17 protein-coding genes and 1 pseudogene are annotated in these 16028 nt (G+C 64.2%); 4 read left to right on the forward strand and 14 right to left on the reverse strand.

All coding sequences use genetic code 11. From position 1 onward, the window contains the following. The 8 genes and pseudogenes from VLR48_RS01030 to VLR48_RS01065 form a co-directional block, all read right to left on the reverse strand. A pseudogene (locus VLR48_RS01030) lies at positions 1–399 on the reverse strand (monovalent cation/H+ antiporter subunit D family protein); the annotation flags it as partial. Next, the gene (locus VLR48_RS01035; RefSeq protein ID WP_325289996.1) at positions 396–1835 is read right to left on the reverse strand and encodes a complex I subunit 5 family protein; all 1440 of its coding nucleotides are present in this window, start codon (positions 1833–1835) and stop codon (positions 396–398) included. The pseudogene VLR48_RS01030 and the gene VLR48_RS01035, both read right to left, overlap by 4 nt. Beyond that, a complete protein-coding gene (locus tag VLR48_RS01040; protein WP_325289997.1) occupies positions 1828–2121 on the reverse strand; it encodes an NADH-quinone oxidoreductase subunit K in 294 nt (97 codons plus the stop codon). The genes VLR48_RS01035 and VLR48_RS01040 overlap by 8 nt, the downstream gene beginning before the upstream one ends. Continuing rightward, entirely contained in the window at positions 2118–2801 is a 684-nt protein-coding gene (locus VLR48_RS01045) for an MnhB domain-containing protein (protein WP_325289998.1), read from the reverse strand. Before VLR48_RS01045 ends, VLR48_RS01040 begins: the two co-directional genes overlap by 4 nt. Beyond that, positions 2798–3085 (reverse strand): DUF4040 domain-containing protein, encoded by a 288-nt coding sequence (locus VLR48_RS01050; protein ID WP_325289999.1) that lies wholly within the window; start codon positions 3083–3085, stop codon positions 2798–2800. The genes VLR48_RS01045 and VLR48_RS01050 overlap by 4 nt, the downstream gene beginning before the upstream one ends. Continuing rightward, positions 3082–3378, reverse strand: a complete 297-nt coding sequence (locus VLR48_RS01055) for a monovalent cation/H(+) antiporter subunit G (RefSeq protein WP_325290000.1) — start codon at positions 3376–3378, stop codon at positions 3082–3084. Before VLR48_RS01055 ends, VLR48_RS01050 begins: the two co-directional genes overlap by 4 nt. Positions 3379–3382: 4 nt before the next feature. After that, positions 3383–3646, reverse strand: a complete 264-nt coding sequence (locus VLR48_RS01060) for a monovalent cation/H+ antiporter complex subunit F (protein WP_325290001.1) — start codon at positions 3644–3646, stop codon at positions 3383–3385. Then, positions 3643–4227 carry a Na+/H+ antiporter subunit E gene (locus VLR48_RS01065; protein WP_325290002.1) on the reverse strand — a complete coding sequence of 195 codons (585 nt, stop codon included), beginning with the start codon at positions 4225–4227 and terminating at the stop codon, positions 3643–3645. The genes VLR48_RS01060 and VLR48_RS01065 overlap by 4 nt, the downstream gene beginning before the upstream one ends. A 376-nt stretch (positions 4228–4603) precedes the next feature. Here VLR48_RS01065 and VLR48_RS01070 point away from each other — a divergent pair, with 376 nt between their 5' ends. Together VLR48_RS01070 and VLR48_RS01075 are read left to right on the forward strand one after the other, a co-directional pair. After that, a complete protein-coding gene (locus tag VLR48_RS01070; protein WP_325290003.1) occupies positions 4604–5329 on the forward strand; it encodes a DUF502 domain-containing protein in 726 nt (241 codons plus the stop codon). Positions 5330–5356: 27 nt separating this feature from the next. Next, positions 5357–6472: a DUF2333 family protein gene (locus VLR48_RS01075; RefSeq protein ID WP_325290004.1), complete on the forward strand. Its 1116-nt coding sequence runs from the start codon at positions 5357–5359 to the stop codon at positions 6470–6472. A 200-nt stretch (positions 6473–6672) separates the two neighbouring features. Here VLR48_RS01075 and VLR48_RS01080 read toward each other — a convergent pair whose 3' ends face one another. From VLR48_RS01080 to VLR48_RS01105, 6 genes are all read right to left on the reverse strand, one after another. Next, positions 6673–7992: an FCSD flavin-binding domain-containing protein gene (locus VLR48_RS01080; protein WP_325290005.1), complete on the reverse strand. Its 1320-nt coding sequence runs from the start codon at positions 7990–7992 to the stop codon at positions 6673–6675. Between the two features lie 22 nt (positions 7993–8014). Further along, a complete protein-coding gene (locus VLR48_RS01085) occupies positions 8015–8632 on the reverse strand; it encodes a cytochrome c4 (RefSeq protein WP_325290006.1) in 618 nt (205 codons plus the stop codon). Between the two features lie 133 nt (positions 8633–8765). Beyond that, positions 8766–9755, reverse strand: a complete 990-nt coding sequence (locus VLR48_RS01090; protein ID WP_325290007.1) for an ankyrin repeat domain-containing protein — start codon at positions 9753–9755, stop codon at positions 8766–8768. A gap of 33 nt (positions 9756–9788) precedes the next feature. Next, positions 9789–10442 carry a NapC/NirT family cytochrome c gene (locus VLR48_RS01095; protein ID WP_325290008.1) on the reverse strand — a complete coding sequence of 218 codons (654 nt, stop codon included), beginning with the start codon at positions 10440–10442 and terminating at the stop codon, positions 9789–9791. A gap of 298 nt (positions 10443–10740) precedes the next feature. Beyond that, entirely contained in the window at positions 10741–11811 is a 1071-nt protein-coding gene (gene nadA, locus VLR48_RS01100) for a quinolinate synthase NadA (RefSeq protein WP_325290009.1), read from the reverse strand. 25 nt (positions 11812–11836) lie between these two features. Continuing rightward, positions 11837–13363, reverse strand: coding sequence for a dynamin family protein (locus VLR48_RS01105; RefSeq protein ID WP_325290010.1), 1527 nt, complete (start codon positions 13361–13363; stop codon positions 11837–11839). A gap of 622 nt (positions 13364–13985) precedes the next feature. On the opposite strand from VLR48_RS01105, the gene VLR48_RS01110 reads away from it, so the two are divergent. Both VLR48_RS01110 and VLR48_RS01115 read left to right on the forward strand, forming a co-directional pair. Next, positions 13986–15068, forward strand: coding sequence for an efflux RND transporter periplasmic adaptor subunit (locus VLR48_RS01110; RefSeq protein WP_325290012.1), 1083 nt, complete (start codon positions 13986–13988; stop codon positions 15066–15068). 96 nt (positions 15069–15164) lie between these two features. Next, positions 15165–16028 (forward strand): efflux RND transporter permease subunit (locus VLR48_RS01115; protein WP_325290011.1); only part of this gene is annotated, 864 nt, incomplete at its 3' end.

Here is a 16028-nt window from a genome sequence, read left to right on the forward strand (position 1 = left end):
GAGGAGATTTCCGGACAGGGCGATACCGACCGTCGCCGAGACGCAGACGCTGAAGAAACCGAAGAATCGGCTGCGGTTCGGCGAGTGCTCGAGATAACCGATCGCATAGATGGTCGTCACCAACCACAGGAGCGTGGACAAGGCGACGAAGAGGACCGACAGGGCGTCGGCCCTGAGCACCAGGTCCAGGCCGGGAACGAGCGTCCAGCGGGTCTCGTAGTTGTGTCCGTCGTAGACGCCGCCGATCATCCAGATCACCAGGCCTACCTTGACCAGCGCCCCGGTCATGTTCAATAGGGTACGCAGCCGGTGACTTTCTTCGCGCAACAGGAAGATCAGCATGCCCGGGATCATCGAGCTCAGGAGGATCGCGGCCGGCAGCCAGGTGTCGAAGCTCATCCGAAGGCCCCCTGCTCGAGCAAGACCCACAGCGGCTGGGCTGCGATCCCGAGCCCGAAGGTCGCGATCAGCCCGAGCAGGAGCGCCGGGAGCTCGGTGCGGGCGTCGTTGACGAAACGATAGGGCGTGGGCTCGCGATTGAAGGCCCGGCTCAGCACCCTAAAGATGTAGGCGGCCGCGAGCAGGGTACCGATCATCATCACCACCAGCCACCACCAGAGCCCCAGGATCATCGCCTGCTCGAGCATCGCCCACTTGGCGAGAAAGGTCCCGCTCGGCGGCAGACCGATGAGGGCGACACCGGCCAATCCGATCGCAAAGGTGGCCGCGGGCAGTGCCTGCGCTGCACCGCCGAGGTCGTCGATCCGGTCGTGGCCGGCGGTCTTCTGCACCATCCCGGCGGCGAGGAAGAACCCGGCCTTGGCGAAGCCGTGGGTCAAGGCGAGCAAGACGACGGCGGCCAGGAGATTCTCGCGGGCCAGGCCGGGCGGGGTCGCGGCCAGCAGGGGGAAGGCGATGAAGAGATAGCCCATCTGAGCGACGGTGGAATAGGCCGCGAGTAGCTTGAGCCGTTCGGCGCGCAGCGCACGCCAAGATCCCCAGACGACCGCTGCGGCGCCGAGAATGCCGAGTAGGTTCGCGGCGGCTTCGTTGAGCACCGGCGCGAAGACGTCGAGCCAGAGACGCAAGGCCAGATAGAAGGCGGCCTTCACCACCAGGGCGGACAAGGCGGCACTGACCGGTGCCGGGGCGTTGGCGTGTGCGGGCGGGAGCCAGAAGTGCATCGGGAAGAGCGCTGCTTTGAGGATCAGTCCGCCGATCATCAGGGTCATGGCGGTCCAGGCGACCGGTCCCGGCTCGATCGCCTCGGCGACCAGGCCGATATCCAGTACCCCGTAGGCGGCGTAGATGAGCGTGACGCCGAGCAGATAGCTCATGGAGCCGAGCAGGCCCACCAAGAGATAACGCAGATTCGCGGCGACCGCCTCGCGCGTCCCGGTGAGTGCGCCCAAGGCGGCGGCGGAGAGGCCGAGTAGCTCCAGCGTCACGTAGAGATTGAACAGATCGGCCGCGAGGAACAGGCCGTTCAAGGCGCTCCACAGCAACATCCAGAGGGGCCAGAAATGGCGCGCGCTCTCCTGCTTGAAGTACCCCCCGGCATAGACGCTGACGGCGAGGGCGACCACATTGGCCATCGCCAGGAAGGCCGCCGAGAGTCCATCGGCCTCCAAGGCGATGCCGAGCGGGACGCCCCAGCCGCCGAGATCGGCCCTCAGGACGCCGTCGCTCCAGACCGCCGCCGTCACCGACAGGGCGCTTGCGGCCGTGAGCACCGCGGCCAAGAGGCCCAAGCCGCGCGCATGCCCGGGCGAGACAGTGACCGCGAAGGCACCGATCAGAGGCAGCGTGACCGCCAGGGGCAGTGCGTCAATCATCGTCCTGATCCAATCGTTTGCCGAACGCTAAGGCGAGTGCGGTAGCGCTGACGGCAACCACGATCCCGGTCAGGACCAAGGCGTGCGGGACCGGATCCGGCGGGGTGTCGATCCCGCGATAGGCGATGCCGACCAGGATGTGGAAGACACCGGCCCCCATCAGGTTGATCGCGATCAGCTTGCGCAGCAGCGGCGCATGCACGAGAAACGACCAGAGCCCGAGGAGCACCAGCAGGATCCCGGATCCGCCGTAGAGGAGCTGGGCGTAGAGGACGTCACCGGTCATGCCGACTTTCCGGTTTTGGGGTGCGCGGCGGGACGGCCGCCCAAGTAGGCCGCAGCCAGGGTCGCGCCGATGGCCAGGGTGGCTGCCGTCTCGATCGTCAGGATGAGCCATTTTGCGAGGCCCGGGGGGTAGGTCAGAAAGCCGTCGCCCGCGACCATGAGCAGCAGACCCGTCATGGCGAAGACGAAGACGCCGAGCGCCACGAGGAGGCGCAGTCTGCTTTCGGAAGGAAGCCCTGCGTTGGGATGTCCGGCGAGCGCGAGCATGACGCCGGCCGAGCCCAGGAGGGCGCCGGCCTGAAAGGCACCTCCCGGTGCGTAGGCGCCGACCCACAGCATGTACCCGGCCGAGAGGATCAACAGGGGCACAAACCCGGCGACCATGCCGTCGAGGACGCTCGCGGCCGGTTGAAAGCCGGGGGCGGCCGTTCCGAGAGACCAGATGCCGAGGAGGGCGGCCAAGAGCACGGCCAACTCCAACAGGGTGTCGTAGGCGCGGAAGTTCAGCAGGACCGAGGTGACCGGGTTGGACACGCCGCTGTCGGGAACGCGCGACAGTGCGACGGTCGCGAGCCGTTCACCCGCATCGCCCGTGACCGCCAGAAAGAAGGACCAGCCGAGCAGCCCGCCGATGGCGAGCAGCCCGAGCGGGATGATGATGTGCTCCAGCGGCCGAATCACGGCGCGTCCTCGGCCTTGACGTCGTCGGCCCGGGCAATCTTGCGGCCCGAGGCCCGTCGGGCTGCGGCGAGCATCAAGGCGCCGCTGAGGCCGGCCCCGATCGCGGCCTCCGCAAGGGCCAAATCGGGCGCCCGAAGCCGCGCCCAAACCAGCGCGAGCAGCAGTCCGAACGCGATGAAGAGGATCACCGCCCGCCGCGGCTCGCGGCTCGTGACGGTGACGACGGCAAGGCCGAGCAGGGTCAAGGTCAGCAACAGATCGAAGACGGTGAGAAGGGCGTTCACAGCACGTCCTCGCCGTCGCCGCGCAGCGCGCGCTTGGCGATGAGATGCGCGCCTGTCGCTCCCGCGATCACCACGAGCAGCCAGACCAAGACGAGCTTCAGGCCGTAAAAGAGGTCGGGCGCCAGCGGCATCAGCCCGATCACGACAAAGCCCAGACCGACATTGTCGGCCTTGGTCAGTGCGTGGAGCCGACTGAAGCGGTCGGGTAGGCGGATCAGACCGACCGTACCCGCGATGAAGAAGAACGCGCCGACCAGCAGGAAGGCGCCGGACAGGAGCGCTACCGGATCCATCGAATCAGTCTCCGTGGTTCGTAAGACGCCGCCGAGTGAAGGCTGTGACGGCGACGGCGGCGAGCAGCGCGAAGATCAGCGCAACGTCGATCAGCGCCGGGACTTCGAGCACCGGGGCAAGGAGCAGAATCATGCCGATTCCCGAGGTCCCCATCAACTGCGCGGCCATCATGCGGTCCGACGGGGTCGGGCCGATGGCGACGCGGATCAGCCCGGCAGCGATTCCGGCCATCAGCACCAGCGCGACGATCATCAGAAAGAGACTCATGGGCGATCGTCTTGCTTCGTGGGCGCCTCAAGCGACGATGCCCCGTCCGCAAGGGATTGCTCCGCCGTCGTCCGGTCCGAAAGAGGGGCAAGTGATTCTCCGAACAGGGCGGCGACGCGCCGCTCGAGCGTCGCCAGACCCTCCACCACGTCCGTACGGACGTCGAGCGCGTGCACCGTCACCAGATCCCCGCGCAGATCCGCGCTAAGCGTGCCGGGCAAGAGACTGATGCTGTCGATGAAGACCAGCCGCGCCTCCGGATGTGTCAGTCTCACACGATACTCTTGATTCCCGGGTTGCACGCGCATGCGCGGGATGAGCACGCGCGCAGCGACATCGAGTCCCCCGCGCAGCGACTCGACGAGGAAATACGGGATGAATCGGGCCAAGCTCGACAGCGACAGTTTTCGGTCCCGGGGCTCGGACAGTCTCAGGCTTGCCAGTGTCGCCGCGACGACGAAAGGTCCGCCGATGATCCACGACGCTGCATCCGGCCCGACCAAGATCAGCCAGACGAACGCGAAGCCGATCGCTCGTGCGATTGCGGCTCGAGGATGTACGAAGACGCGGTGTCGATTCATGGGTCTGGGCTTCGGATCTCTGTATTCGGTTGTCGATGCTCGGCACACGAGCTGCCGGCGGATGTCGAAACTCCTCGACCGGGCCGGAGTAACGGCTGAAAGGCGCTTTTATGTCGCCGAAGCACCAAGATGGGGCGTCGTCGGCAACACTCCAATGGGGATCGAATAAAATTCCACACGCAGACAGATAAAGCGAAGGAAAATCCCGTAAAAGACGAATTGTTAATTGCAAAACACATCGCATTTAAGAAGGGTTTGTAGCCGCATCGAGAGAAAGACCTTAGACTCTGGGGAAATTCTCGGGCCGTCGGATTTTCGAGCGATGTGGTCGGTCGAAACCACAGCGCGCGTTTTGCCGCGAAAACACAGGACATCGATGACCCATTTTCGGAGAAATCTACTCACCGGGGTGGTGACCGTGATCCCCCTCATGGTGACCTCCCTTGTCTTCTTGTTTTTTCTCGACCTACTCTCGGGGCTCGGACGACCCAAGGTGATTATCCTCGCCAATGCCGTGCGGCCGCTGTCGCCGGACATGGCTCGCTGGATCTTGGAAGTTCCCTGGCTGTCCTCGGCGCTCGCAATCACGCTAACGCTTTTGATGTTGTATCTCCTGGGATGGGCGGTGACTCATCTGATCGGGCGCAAGATCTTCTCCAGTGTCGAGGACGGGCTCAAGCGTATCCCGCTCGTCACCACGGTTTATGGAGCGACGAAGAGGCTCGTCGAGGCGTTTCGGAGCGACGGGGTCGAGAAACCGCAAAAGGTCGTATTGATCGAATTCCCTCATAGCGAGATGAAGACCGTCGGATTTCACACGCACACCATGATCGACCGGGAGAGCGGCATCGAGTTGGCGGCGGTCTATGTCCCGACGGCGCCGAATCCGACGAGCGGCTATCTCGAGATCGTGCCTTTGGATCGAATCGTCCCTCAGGACTGGTCGGTCGACGAGGCCATGACCTTCGTCATTTCGGGCGGCACGACCGCGCCCGACACCATCCGCTTCACGCGCCCAAGTGCGAGCCGAGGCGTTGCTCCGGGGGCGGCGACAACTGTTTCCTTTGCGGCCGAGGGCCTCTTGTCTCCGCCGGTCCACTGAATTCACCATAACCTACAGGAGTCTTTCATGAACGAAAAACCGGCCATGGCGCCGCTGGGTCCGGATACCCGCAGTGAACACGGGCCGAGCCCAAACAAGGCCGATCAGCCGAACCCGTCGGATACCGGTTCGCGCGTGCGGACGGGCTCGCGCCCCTCAGCACTGCGCATCGTGGGGATCGGGCTTGTCCTGTACGCCGTCGTGGTGCTCGCACTCGGCATTGTCTGGTCGCGCCAGCCACCTGCCTTCGATGTGGCAGCCCTCAAGGCAGAAGCGCTGGCGGACTCCGGCGGCAAGCCCGTGCCGGGTACGGCGGTCGTGGCCGCGGCGATCGGCGTTGCGGAGACCCTCGTGGATAAGAGCGGCGGCTTTCTCTACAACGACCTGACCCCGCCGGGCCTGTATCTGGACAACATGCCGAACTGGGAGTACGGCGCGCTCAAGGAGCTTCGCGATTCGGTGCATGCGCTTCGCAACGATTTCAGTCGATCCCAGACCCAGTCCATCGAAAATGACAATGCGAAGCGTGCCGACGTAAAGTTCGCGATCGATGCTTCCTCTTGGCTCCTTCCGTCGGCCGAGGATGAATATCGTCAAGCCATCGATGCTTTGCGCCTCTTCATGCGCGATCTCTCCACCGGTGAAGACCGAAGTGCGCGTTTCTACGCCCGCGCGGACAATCTCGCGTCCTATCTCGCAATCGTCGAAAAACGACTCGGCAGCCTTGCGCTGCGCTTGAGTGCGAGCGTGGGGGATCACGAGCTGACCGCCGCCTTGGTGCAGAACGTCGATGAAAATGATGCGGTGGACGAGGTGCGGATCGACTCGGGTGGATCGGCCACGCCCTGGCACCTGGTCGACGACACCTACTACGAGGCCCGCGGCTACACTTGGGCTTTGTTGCACATGATGCGGGCGATCTCCATCGACTTTGCGGAGATTCTGGCGTCCAAGAACGCGGACGTCTCGATACAGCAGATCATTCGCGACCTCGAAGGGGCGAGCAAGCCGATGGCCAGCCCGATCGTGCTCAACGGGCACGGCTACGGCTTCCTGGCCAATCACTCGCTGGTGATGGCGTCCTATATCTCGCGCGCCAATGCGGCGGTGCTGGATCTGCGGATCCTGATGCAGCAGGGCTGAACCGCGACCCGTCCAAGCAGACGATGTTGTCGCATCGGCTCGCGGCGTTGCGTGAATCGAGCAGCGCTCGAGTCGATGCGGTTCAGGAAACGACAAACCCAAAAAAAGGGGCCTTTCGGCCCCTTTACGTTTTACGCTGCTGCAATGACCGGATTGAATTCCCGCTTGGATGCCATCCGCAGCGCAAGCGGGTTCAAGCGTCAGCCGAAAGAATCCCCGACGATGTTCTTGTACCAACTGTAGGCATATTGAACCTCGCGAGCGAGTGCCCAATCCGGGGCATCGGCAGGGGTGACGCCGCCGGCGGTTACTTCCGTGCCGTCCGGTCCCGCGAACTTGACGTCCTCGATGGCGCTCCCGTCGGCCGACAGACGATAGACGCCCGCGACCGAGATGCCGTAGTCGGTACCGACGATCGAGTAGCAGGTGTTGACGTAGGAGGGCGTCCCAGGCTCTTCACCCTTGAGCATCGCGACCACCGCAGCTGCGGCGACCTTCGCCTGGCTGTTGGCGGCATAGGCCGACTTGGGCATGGCGCCGGCGATACAGGCATCGCCGATCACATGCACGCCGCTCTGCAGCTTCGACTCGAAGGTCTTGGGGTCGACAGGGCACCAGCCACCGTCGTCCGCGAGTCCGGAGATCTGCGCGATCTCGCCGGCGCGCTGCGGCGGTATGATATTGATGACGGCGGCCTTGATCTCGTCGCCGAAGCCGGTCTCGACGGTCATACCGTCGACATTCACCGAGGCCACGGCGGCATCCGGACCGGGTCGCCATTCAATCAGCGCATTGTCCGTCCCGTAGCCGTAAAGCCGTTCCCACGCCTTGGTGAAGAGACCTTGCTTGGAGAAAGCCTGCTTGGCGTCGAGGATGATGACCTTCGACTTCGGCTTATTGGCCTTGAAGTAATGCGCGATCTGGCTGGCGCGCTCGTAGGGGCCGGGCGGGCAGCGGAAGGGGTTGGCCGGGGCGGAGATGACGACCACGCCGCCGTCTTCCATATCCTCGAGCTGCTTGCGCAGGATCATGGTCTGCTCGCCCGCCTTCCAGGCATGGGGCAGCTTCTGCGCGGCTTCTTCGCTGTAGCCTTCGACCTTGTCGTACAGGAGCTCAATCCCGGGTGCCACGATGCAGCGGTCGAAGCCGAATTCGGTGCCGCCCTCGGTCTTCACCACCTTCTTTTCGGCGTCGATCCCGGTTGCCTTCTCATGCACGACGTTGATACCGTGTGCCTTGAGTCCGTCGTAGCCCACCTTGAGGCTGTCGAGGGTGCGATCGCCGCCGAGCACCTCGTTGCTCAGATAGCAGGTGATGTATTCCTTGTTGGGCTCGATGACCGTCACGTCGATGCTCGAATCGGCCATCTTGATGTACTTGGCTGCCGTCGCACCACCGGTCCCGCCGCCGACGATCACGACCTTTTGGGTCGCGCCGAGCGCGAGGTGGGGAGCGCCGACCAAGCCGACCGCCGTTGCGGCACCGGCTACCTTTACGAAATCACGTCTGTTGATCTTCATTCCGTTTTCTCCTCCGGTGGCGTTACTGCTGGCTCGCGTAGAAAGCAAACACGGCGGCGAGACCTGCGTCTCCGTCCTTCTCGAGCAGATCATCCAGCTTGCTTTTCATCTTCTTGGGGATTTCGCGACGGTCCTCCCGGAAGTCAGACATGGTGAATTCGAGGTAGGGCGTCCACTGACCGGCGAGGAGATAGAAATCCTCGGCATCTTCACCGGTCTCCGGATCGCGCAACGGGATGCCGCCCTCGGCATGGCAGTTCTCGCAGTATTTGTCGTGCAGCTTCGCACCCTGATCCACAAGCGCCTTGTCGTAGTCCTGCCGAGCGGGCTTGAACTCCTGGGTGTTGAAGAATTCGGCCATCTTCTCGAATTCCTCGTCCGTATACCCCTTGGCGATGCGGCCCATGATCGTCGAGTAGATGTCGCCGCTCTTGTAGCCCTGCATCATGTCGACGAAAACAACCCGGTTGATTCCGGCGATGATGGGCGATGCCGGGCCGGCACTTTGGCCGAGCGTGCCGTGACAGCCGGCGCAGGTGTTGGCGAGCATCGATGCGGTGGCGTCGGCATTGGCTCCCGAGGACATGCCGAGCGCGAGTGCGCCGGCAAGTAGGGCCAATCTTGGTGATATCGTGGCCATGCTTCCTCCAAAATGGTCGTTGGGTGGTGTCGGTAACGCGCGGCGCTCGATGCCGCGATGCAGAAGGGGCGTCCTTGTTGCGTCCCTCGGTGCATTCGATGTCGCCCCGGGCCGCGTCGGTCGGATGACGGCCTCAGGGGCTGCTCGGTCGCTGCGCCAAGAGCGCGGCGGCTTCTTGATTGCCTCGTTGCTCCGCCAGGTCCACGGCGGTGAGCCCGTCGCGGTTGGTCAAAGCGGGATCGGCGCGATAGCTCAACAGGAGTCGAATCAGCTCCGCGTGGTCCGTGACGACCGCTTCCATCAGGGCGGTGGTGCCGTCCTCGTCCTGAAGGTTCGGATCCGCACCGTGCTCGAGCAGGAGCCGGGCGGCGTCCGGATGGTCTTGGCTGACGGCCAGGATCAGCGGCGTTGCGCCGAGTCCGTCGCGGGCATCGACGTCGGCACCTGCGTCGAGCAGGGCCTTCGCCACGTGCCACTGTCCCGCGTCCGCGGCGATGAGGAGCGCCGTCTCTCCCTCCTTGTCTCTCGACTCGAGCTCCGCACCGGCTTCGATCAGTAGGTCGACGACCTCGACCTGCCCATGCGCGGCGGCCAACATGAGGGCCGTTCGCCCGTCCCCGTCGGATGCCTTGGGGTCGGCGCCGCGAAAGAGCAGCTGCTCGGCCATGTCCGAGATCCCGTAGCGCGAGGCGATCATCAAGGGATCCCAGCCGCTGCGGGTTCGGTCGTGTACGTTGGCTCCGCGCTCGATCAAGACGGCGGTGATGGCGATATTGCCGTGCTCCGCGGCGAAGGTGAGCGGCGTGCAGCTGGCAACGGTACGGGCATTGACGTTGGCTCCTCGCGTCAGGAGTAGGGCAACTGTCTCGAGGTCGTCGGATTCCACGGCGATCATCAGGGCCGTCTTGCCGAACTCGTTGGCCGAATCGACCGGGACCCCTTGATCGAGCAAGGCGGCGACGGCCTCGGTGTCGCCGATCATGGCGGCGAGGCGCAGCTCCTTGCCTGGATCGGGGCTCGCGGGATCGGCCGCCTGCACGTCGGCGAGCAGCAACACGCCGAGGAGCAGCAGGAGTAAGCCGATAGCCCGTGGATGTGGCTTCGGAAGCTGGATGACACTCATGACCGTCCTCGGCGTGTTCGCTGCATGGCTCGCTCAGGCGGCGTCCGGATTCGCGGGCTTGGTCGTTCCGCCTGGACTCCGGGTTGATTCGGATGCCGCTTGGGTGTCCTCTAAGGGCGCTTTCGCAGGCTCGGCGGGCGTCGGCTCTTCCGGCTCGTCGGGCAGATGATGGGCGATCCCCTTGTGACAATCGATGCAGGTCTGGCCGCGATCCTCGGCCGCGCCGTGTCGGCTGCGGGCGGATCGGCCCTGGGCCGACAGGTCCATATCGGAGAACTCATGACAGCTCCTGCAGGTGCGCGAGTCGTTCGCCTTCATCCTGTCCCAGACGCGATTCGCCATCGCCCAGCGCTGTGCCTCGAACTTCTCCGGGGTATCGATCGTGCCGATCAATTCGTGGTAAACATCCTTGGCGGCCATGATCTTGGCGTGGAGCTTCGGGAGAAATTCCCGCGGCACATGACAGTCCGAGCAGGTGGCCTGGACACCGGAGGCATTCTTGTAGTGAACCGTCTCCTGATACTCGGCGTAGGGTACCTGCAGGCTGTGGCAGGAGACGCAGAGCTCCATGCGGTTCGAATAGGCCAGACCGCCGGACATTGCACCGGCAAATCCGATCCCCGCCAGAAACACCAGTGCCAAGACGACAAGCGACGTCCTGCGCGTGGATTTGCGGGCTTCAGACATAGACATCCTCTTTACGGCGACGACTGGTGGACGTCGTCGGCCGTCACGGCTCTTATTCTTTTGAACGCCGGACAGGCGTTTATTCTTTGACGATTCGTAATCGATGTTACGGCATCCGCACCGTGCTTGCCAAGGTGGGCAAGCGTTCGCTGATCGGTCATGGTTTCGAGGAGGCCGGCCGGTGCGGGGGCCGGAATAAGCGGATCGATCGGGTCTTGAATCGCGCCCGGCGCGGTATGCGATGTCTTTGGATCGGATCGGCCTCGGCGGACTCGACGGCCGTTGGAGGCGGTGCGGTTTAGTCGGCGTCGCGTCGTGCTCCGATCCCGCGCTCGCGCGCGAAGTCGAGCATGCGGCGAATCGGCACCAGCGCTTGTTTGCCGAGTGCCGGATCAATCAGGATCTCCTGGTCACCATTGAGCAGGACCTGCTCCAGATTCTGCAATGCATTCATGGCCATCCATGGGCAATGCGCGCAACTTTCGCAGGTCGCGCCTTCGCCGGCCGTCGGGGCCGGGATCAAGGTCTTCCCGGGTGCGAGCTGGTGCATCTTCCAGAAGATCCCGGCGTCCGTCGCGACGATGAACTCCCGGTTCGGCATCTCGACCACGGCCTTGATGAGCTGGGTGGTCGAGCCGACCACGTCGGCCTGATCCACGACTTCGCTCGGGGACTCGGGGTGCACCAGCACCGCCGCCTCGGGATGGAGCTTACGCACGCGCTCGAGCGCGAACGATTTAAACTCTTCGTGAACCACGCAGGCGCCGTCCCAGAGCAACATGTCCGCTCCGGTCATGCGCTGGACATAGTGGCCGAGATGCTTGTCGGGCGCCCAGAGGATCTTATCGCCCTGCTCGGCGAGATAGGCGACGACGGGAAGTGCGATGCTGGATGTGACGACCCAGTCTGACCGGGCCTTCACCGCTGCGCTCGTGTTGGCATAGACCACGACGGTGTGGTCCGGGTGGGCATCGCAGAAGTCCCCGAAGGCGTCGGCCGGACAGCCTTCATCGAGCGAGCAGGTGGCGCGAAGATCCGGCATCAGGATCCGCTTCTCGGGATTGAGGATCTTCGCCGTCTCGCCCATGAAGCGAACGCCGCAGACCACCAGCGTTTGCGCGCTGCTGGCGGCGCCGAAGCGCGCCATTTCCAATGAGTCCGAGACACATCCGCCGGTCTCCTCGGCGAGCGCCTGAAGATCGGCATCCGTGTAGTAATGCGCGACCAGGACCGCATCCTGCGCCTTGAGCAGGGCCTTGATCCGGTCCGTGAGCGCATTCTTCTCGGGCGTGCTCAGAGCAGGCCATTGCGGGTGCGGCGGGACCTCGATGGCGGGTCGGGACGCGTGCTCGGGTGTTCGGATGCTCATCGTGTCACCTGCAGTCGCCGTTCGATCAAGCCGCGGAGCGCGCCTTCGTGCCGGAGGTGCCCGCCGGATCTTCCGGGAAGTGCACGCTGTGAGGTTTGTGCGGCGATTCCTTCAGTCCTTTGGGGTTGGTATAGCGCTCGTTGAGCGTCTGCACGAAGTTCTCGCAGTTCTGAAGGACCTCGTTGATCTGTGCGCGGGGCTTGCCGCTCCAGCCGATCGGCCGTCCGATGATGACCGGGCGGTAGAAACGGGTGTTCTTCCTAAAGGCAGACATCAGATTTCCCGGCGGGTTCTTGCGTGCAACCTGCTTTCTCAGCCAGGGTTCGACACTCATTGCAGCCAGTTTGCGGACGGCGAAATGGGTGCCGACGGCAAGCGCAATCAACACCCCGATCAAGGCATCGCGGCCCCACGGGACCTGGCTCGTCAGCACCTCCAGCCAGGCGGGTTCGTAGGAAAGCCCGACCCAATGACCGGCGCCGATACTCCAATATAGAAACAACATACCGACAAGCGCGATGAGTGCCGCATTGACGGTCAGGGTGCGGGCGCGCCAGCGCCGCACGGCGCTTTGCAGCAGGGGCACCGCCTCGTGCCCGAAGGCGTTGGCGGTCTCGCGCAAGGCCGCGATGATGCGATAGGCGCGCTCGATCTCCACGCGCTCCATGCGCAGGAAGATCTCGCCGAGGTCTTCGTCGCGCTTCTTCTCGAAGCGCCGGCGCTTGTGCTCGTCCGGGATGGTGTTCGCGGCGTCCGGATTGTAGATGGTGTAAAAGCGGCCCGCGGTCAGGCCGGCCTCGCCGATCGCGCGCAGCCAGGCTGCGACCACGTCTTCCGGGTTGTCCTCGTTGGCTGCGGTGTCGAGCTGATTGAGGATGTAAAGAAACTTACCCGAATCGGCGCGGTGGATGGTGTCCTTCACCAGGTGCTTGAGGGTGTCGCGCATGGCACCCGGCTCGGGATGACGCGCGTCGAAAAACACCAGGACCAGGTCGGACAGACCGATCATGTGATCGCTGATGCGCAGGATCGCCGTGCGCTGGGCATCGGCGTCGAAGCCGGGCGAGTCGATCAGGATCTTGCCGCGCAGACGTTCGCTGCAGCAGGTCTTGAGCTGCAGATAGGCATCGATGCGTTTGCCTTCACCGCCGGCGACCTGCTCGATGTCGTGCGACATTTGATAGAAGGGGAAGCGCGGGTCCGAGTCGAGCGAGACACCCGGAAGCGAATGACTGACCGTTTCGGGGCTGTAGACGATGACGGTGAAGCGGTCGTCGACGGCCTGATTACCGGTGCGTTGCAGTTTCTGGCCGAGAAAATAATTGATGAAGGTCGATTTGCCCGCGGAGAAGGTGCCCAGGATCGAGATCAGCGGCCACCAGGGGATCTGGGTCGCGAATGACTGATTGGTATCGAGCAGGCCCGTCCCATAGGCCACGCGGTCGATCGCCCGGAAGTTCTGCACGGCACTGAGCAGGACCGGGTTCTCTTGCTCCAGATGAGACTCCAGCTCCTGCATGCGCTGTTGAACGGCCTCGGCGGTAGACGGCATTGGGTCAGCTCCTCGATCTGGATCAAAACGCTTCGCTCAAGGGGAAGGCGTGGCGGCAAGTGTTCGGGATCGGCGGCGTCCGAGGCGCTCGGCGTGATTGCCGGCAGGCTACAATCGTCGCGGCAACCAAGCCGATTCGGCCCCGACTCCAATGGCGCCCGATGTTACACTGAAGTTCGGCGAGATGGATAGCCGGTCGCCGGCTAGGGTTAATCGGATCGGACCGGCCTCCCGAGCACGGCGACGGCGGCATTGAATGTCGGTGTCGAACCCTTCGCTGCCGCGCGTGCTGGGCCGAGCCGGTATTCGTCGGCTTGAATGTCGAGCGTTGTCGAAGGCATACTGCGTCACTGCGCCGTCCGGAGAATGAAAAGACAACGCGGCACTGAGCAGGCCGAAGGCGCCCGGGCTCGGATGCTGCGGATCCGCAACGGATGAGCGCCGGACCCACGAGGCTGTCCGGTGTCCACGGCAGGTCCGAACGCCATAGCGCCGATCGGACGTGCGACAAAAAACCCAGCGTTTGGTGTGCGATCCGATGTCAATAGAGTTTCGAACCGCCCGTTTTGCGTGCACGCTCGCCGTTGCCGCGGCTGTTTCCTCGGGCCTGGTCCAGGCCCAGATGCAGGCCGATATCGGCGAGACCTTCGTCGTTCAGCAGGCGCAGGGCGCACCCACCGTCTCCTTGGGCGGTAGTGTGGTCCCGTATAAGGAGGTGACGCTTGCCGCGCAGCTGCCGGGGCGCATCACCTTCATCGCCGGCCGCGAGGGCGACACCTTCAAGGAAAAAGATCTCCTCGTGGCGATCGGCGACGAGGAGCTGCTCGCGAATCGACGCGCGCTGCTCGCGCAGATGGCGAGCGCCGATGCCCAACTGCGCAATGCGGGCGTTCAATACTCCAGAGAGATCTACTCGCCCCAGTCGCGCTCCGCGATGGGCGGAATGGGTCTGCCGAATCTGTTCGATCAGATGTTCACCGGACCGGCCGAGAACTTCATCGGCGAGCGCGACCGCACCGCCGAGCGCTCGGCGGATCTCTTCGCCTCCGGGATTCAGATCCAGGAGGCGCAAAACGCCATGCTGCGACTCCAGGCGGAGCTTCAGGCACTCGACTCGAAGATTCGCGATGCCCGCAGCATCGCGCCCTTCGACGGTGTGATCGTGCGCAAGCTGGTCGAGGTCGGCGACACCATCCAGCCCGGGCAACCCATGCTCAACTACGCCGACGTGGAATACCTGCAGGTCGAGGTCGATGTCCCGGCGCGCCTGCGCCCGGGCCTGCGCGACGGGATGATGGTGCAGGCCGAGCTTGATCCGGACAACCGGCGCGTGCCGGTCCGGGTGGCGCAGATCTTCCCGATGGCCGACCCGCAGCGTCACACCGTCAAGATCAAGTTCGATCTCCCGCAGGGTGTGTCCGAGCCCGGTATGTACGCCAAGGTGCTGGTGCCGGATCTGAATGCGCCCGCGCGTGCCAATCCGGTCATCCCGAGCAGTGCGGTGCGCTACAACGGCAGTTTGCCCGGCGTCTACGTCCTGAGCGAGCGGGGCGAGCCCCAGCTGCGCTTGATCCGCGTCGGCGAGGAACTGCCCGGCGGGATGGTAACCATTCTGAGCGGGCTGCGTGCCGGCGAGAGGGTACTCACGAATCCCGGTCCCCGCGTCACCGCCGGTTGGGCGAGCGGAACACCCGCGGATCGCTGACAACCGCTCCCTTCAGCCCCGGCGATCGCTACCGCGATCGCCTGCGCAATCCATGTCGCAGCGATGCGGCGCAGGCCCGGTTAATCTGGATTCGACATGAGCCAAGACGTCACATCTCCTCCGCAGGATCGCAAGGATCCCGCGTACGACGAGGACAGCCTCGGAATCGCCGGGCGCACCGCCCGATTCTTCATCCGCTCCCCGCTCTCGCCCCTCTTCTACGTCGCCATGCTGTTGATGGGCCTGCTCGGTCTCGTCATGACGCCGCGCCAGGAGGATCCGCAGATCTCGGTGCCCATGATCGACATCATGGTGCAGTATCCGGGCGCCTCGGCCCAGCAGGTCGCCAATATGGCAATGCAGCCGCTGGAACGGATGATGAGCGAGATCCCCGGCGTCAAACACGTCTACTCCGCATCGCAGCGCGGCCAGGGGATCGTGACCGTCGAGTTCGTGGTCGGGGAGAAGATGGGCCCCTCCTTGCTCAAGGTGAACGACAAGGTCGCCTCGAACATGGACAAGATCCCGCCCGGGGTCATGCCGCCGCTGATCAAGACGAAGGGGATCGACGACGTTCCGATCGTCACGCTGACGCTGTGGTCCAGGGATCTCGACAGCGACGGCATTCCCGATGTGGACGACGGACAGTTGCGTCTGCTTGCGCAGGACGTGCTGCAGGCGGTGAAGCAGGTCAAGGATACGGGCAACGCCTTCATCGTCGGCGGACGCCGCGAGGTGGTGACCGTCGACGTCCTCCCCGAGCGCCTTTCCGGATATCAGATCAGTCTGGATCAGGTCGCCCAAACCCTGGTCGGCGCCAACGCCGAGCAGGTCGCAGGCGGACTCGAGGCGAGCGGGGCGCGCTTCTCGGTGACCACCGGCGCCTTCTTGACGGGTGTAGAGGACATCAACCGTCTGGTGGTCGGGACCTTCAACAACCTGCCGATCTATATCCACGAC

Origin of the sequence: Thiocapsa sp., assembly GCF_035467215.1 — a bacterium.
GTDB lineage: Bacteria > Pseudomonadota > Gammaproteobacteria > Chromatiales > Chromatiaceae > Thiocapsa.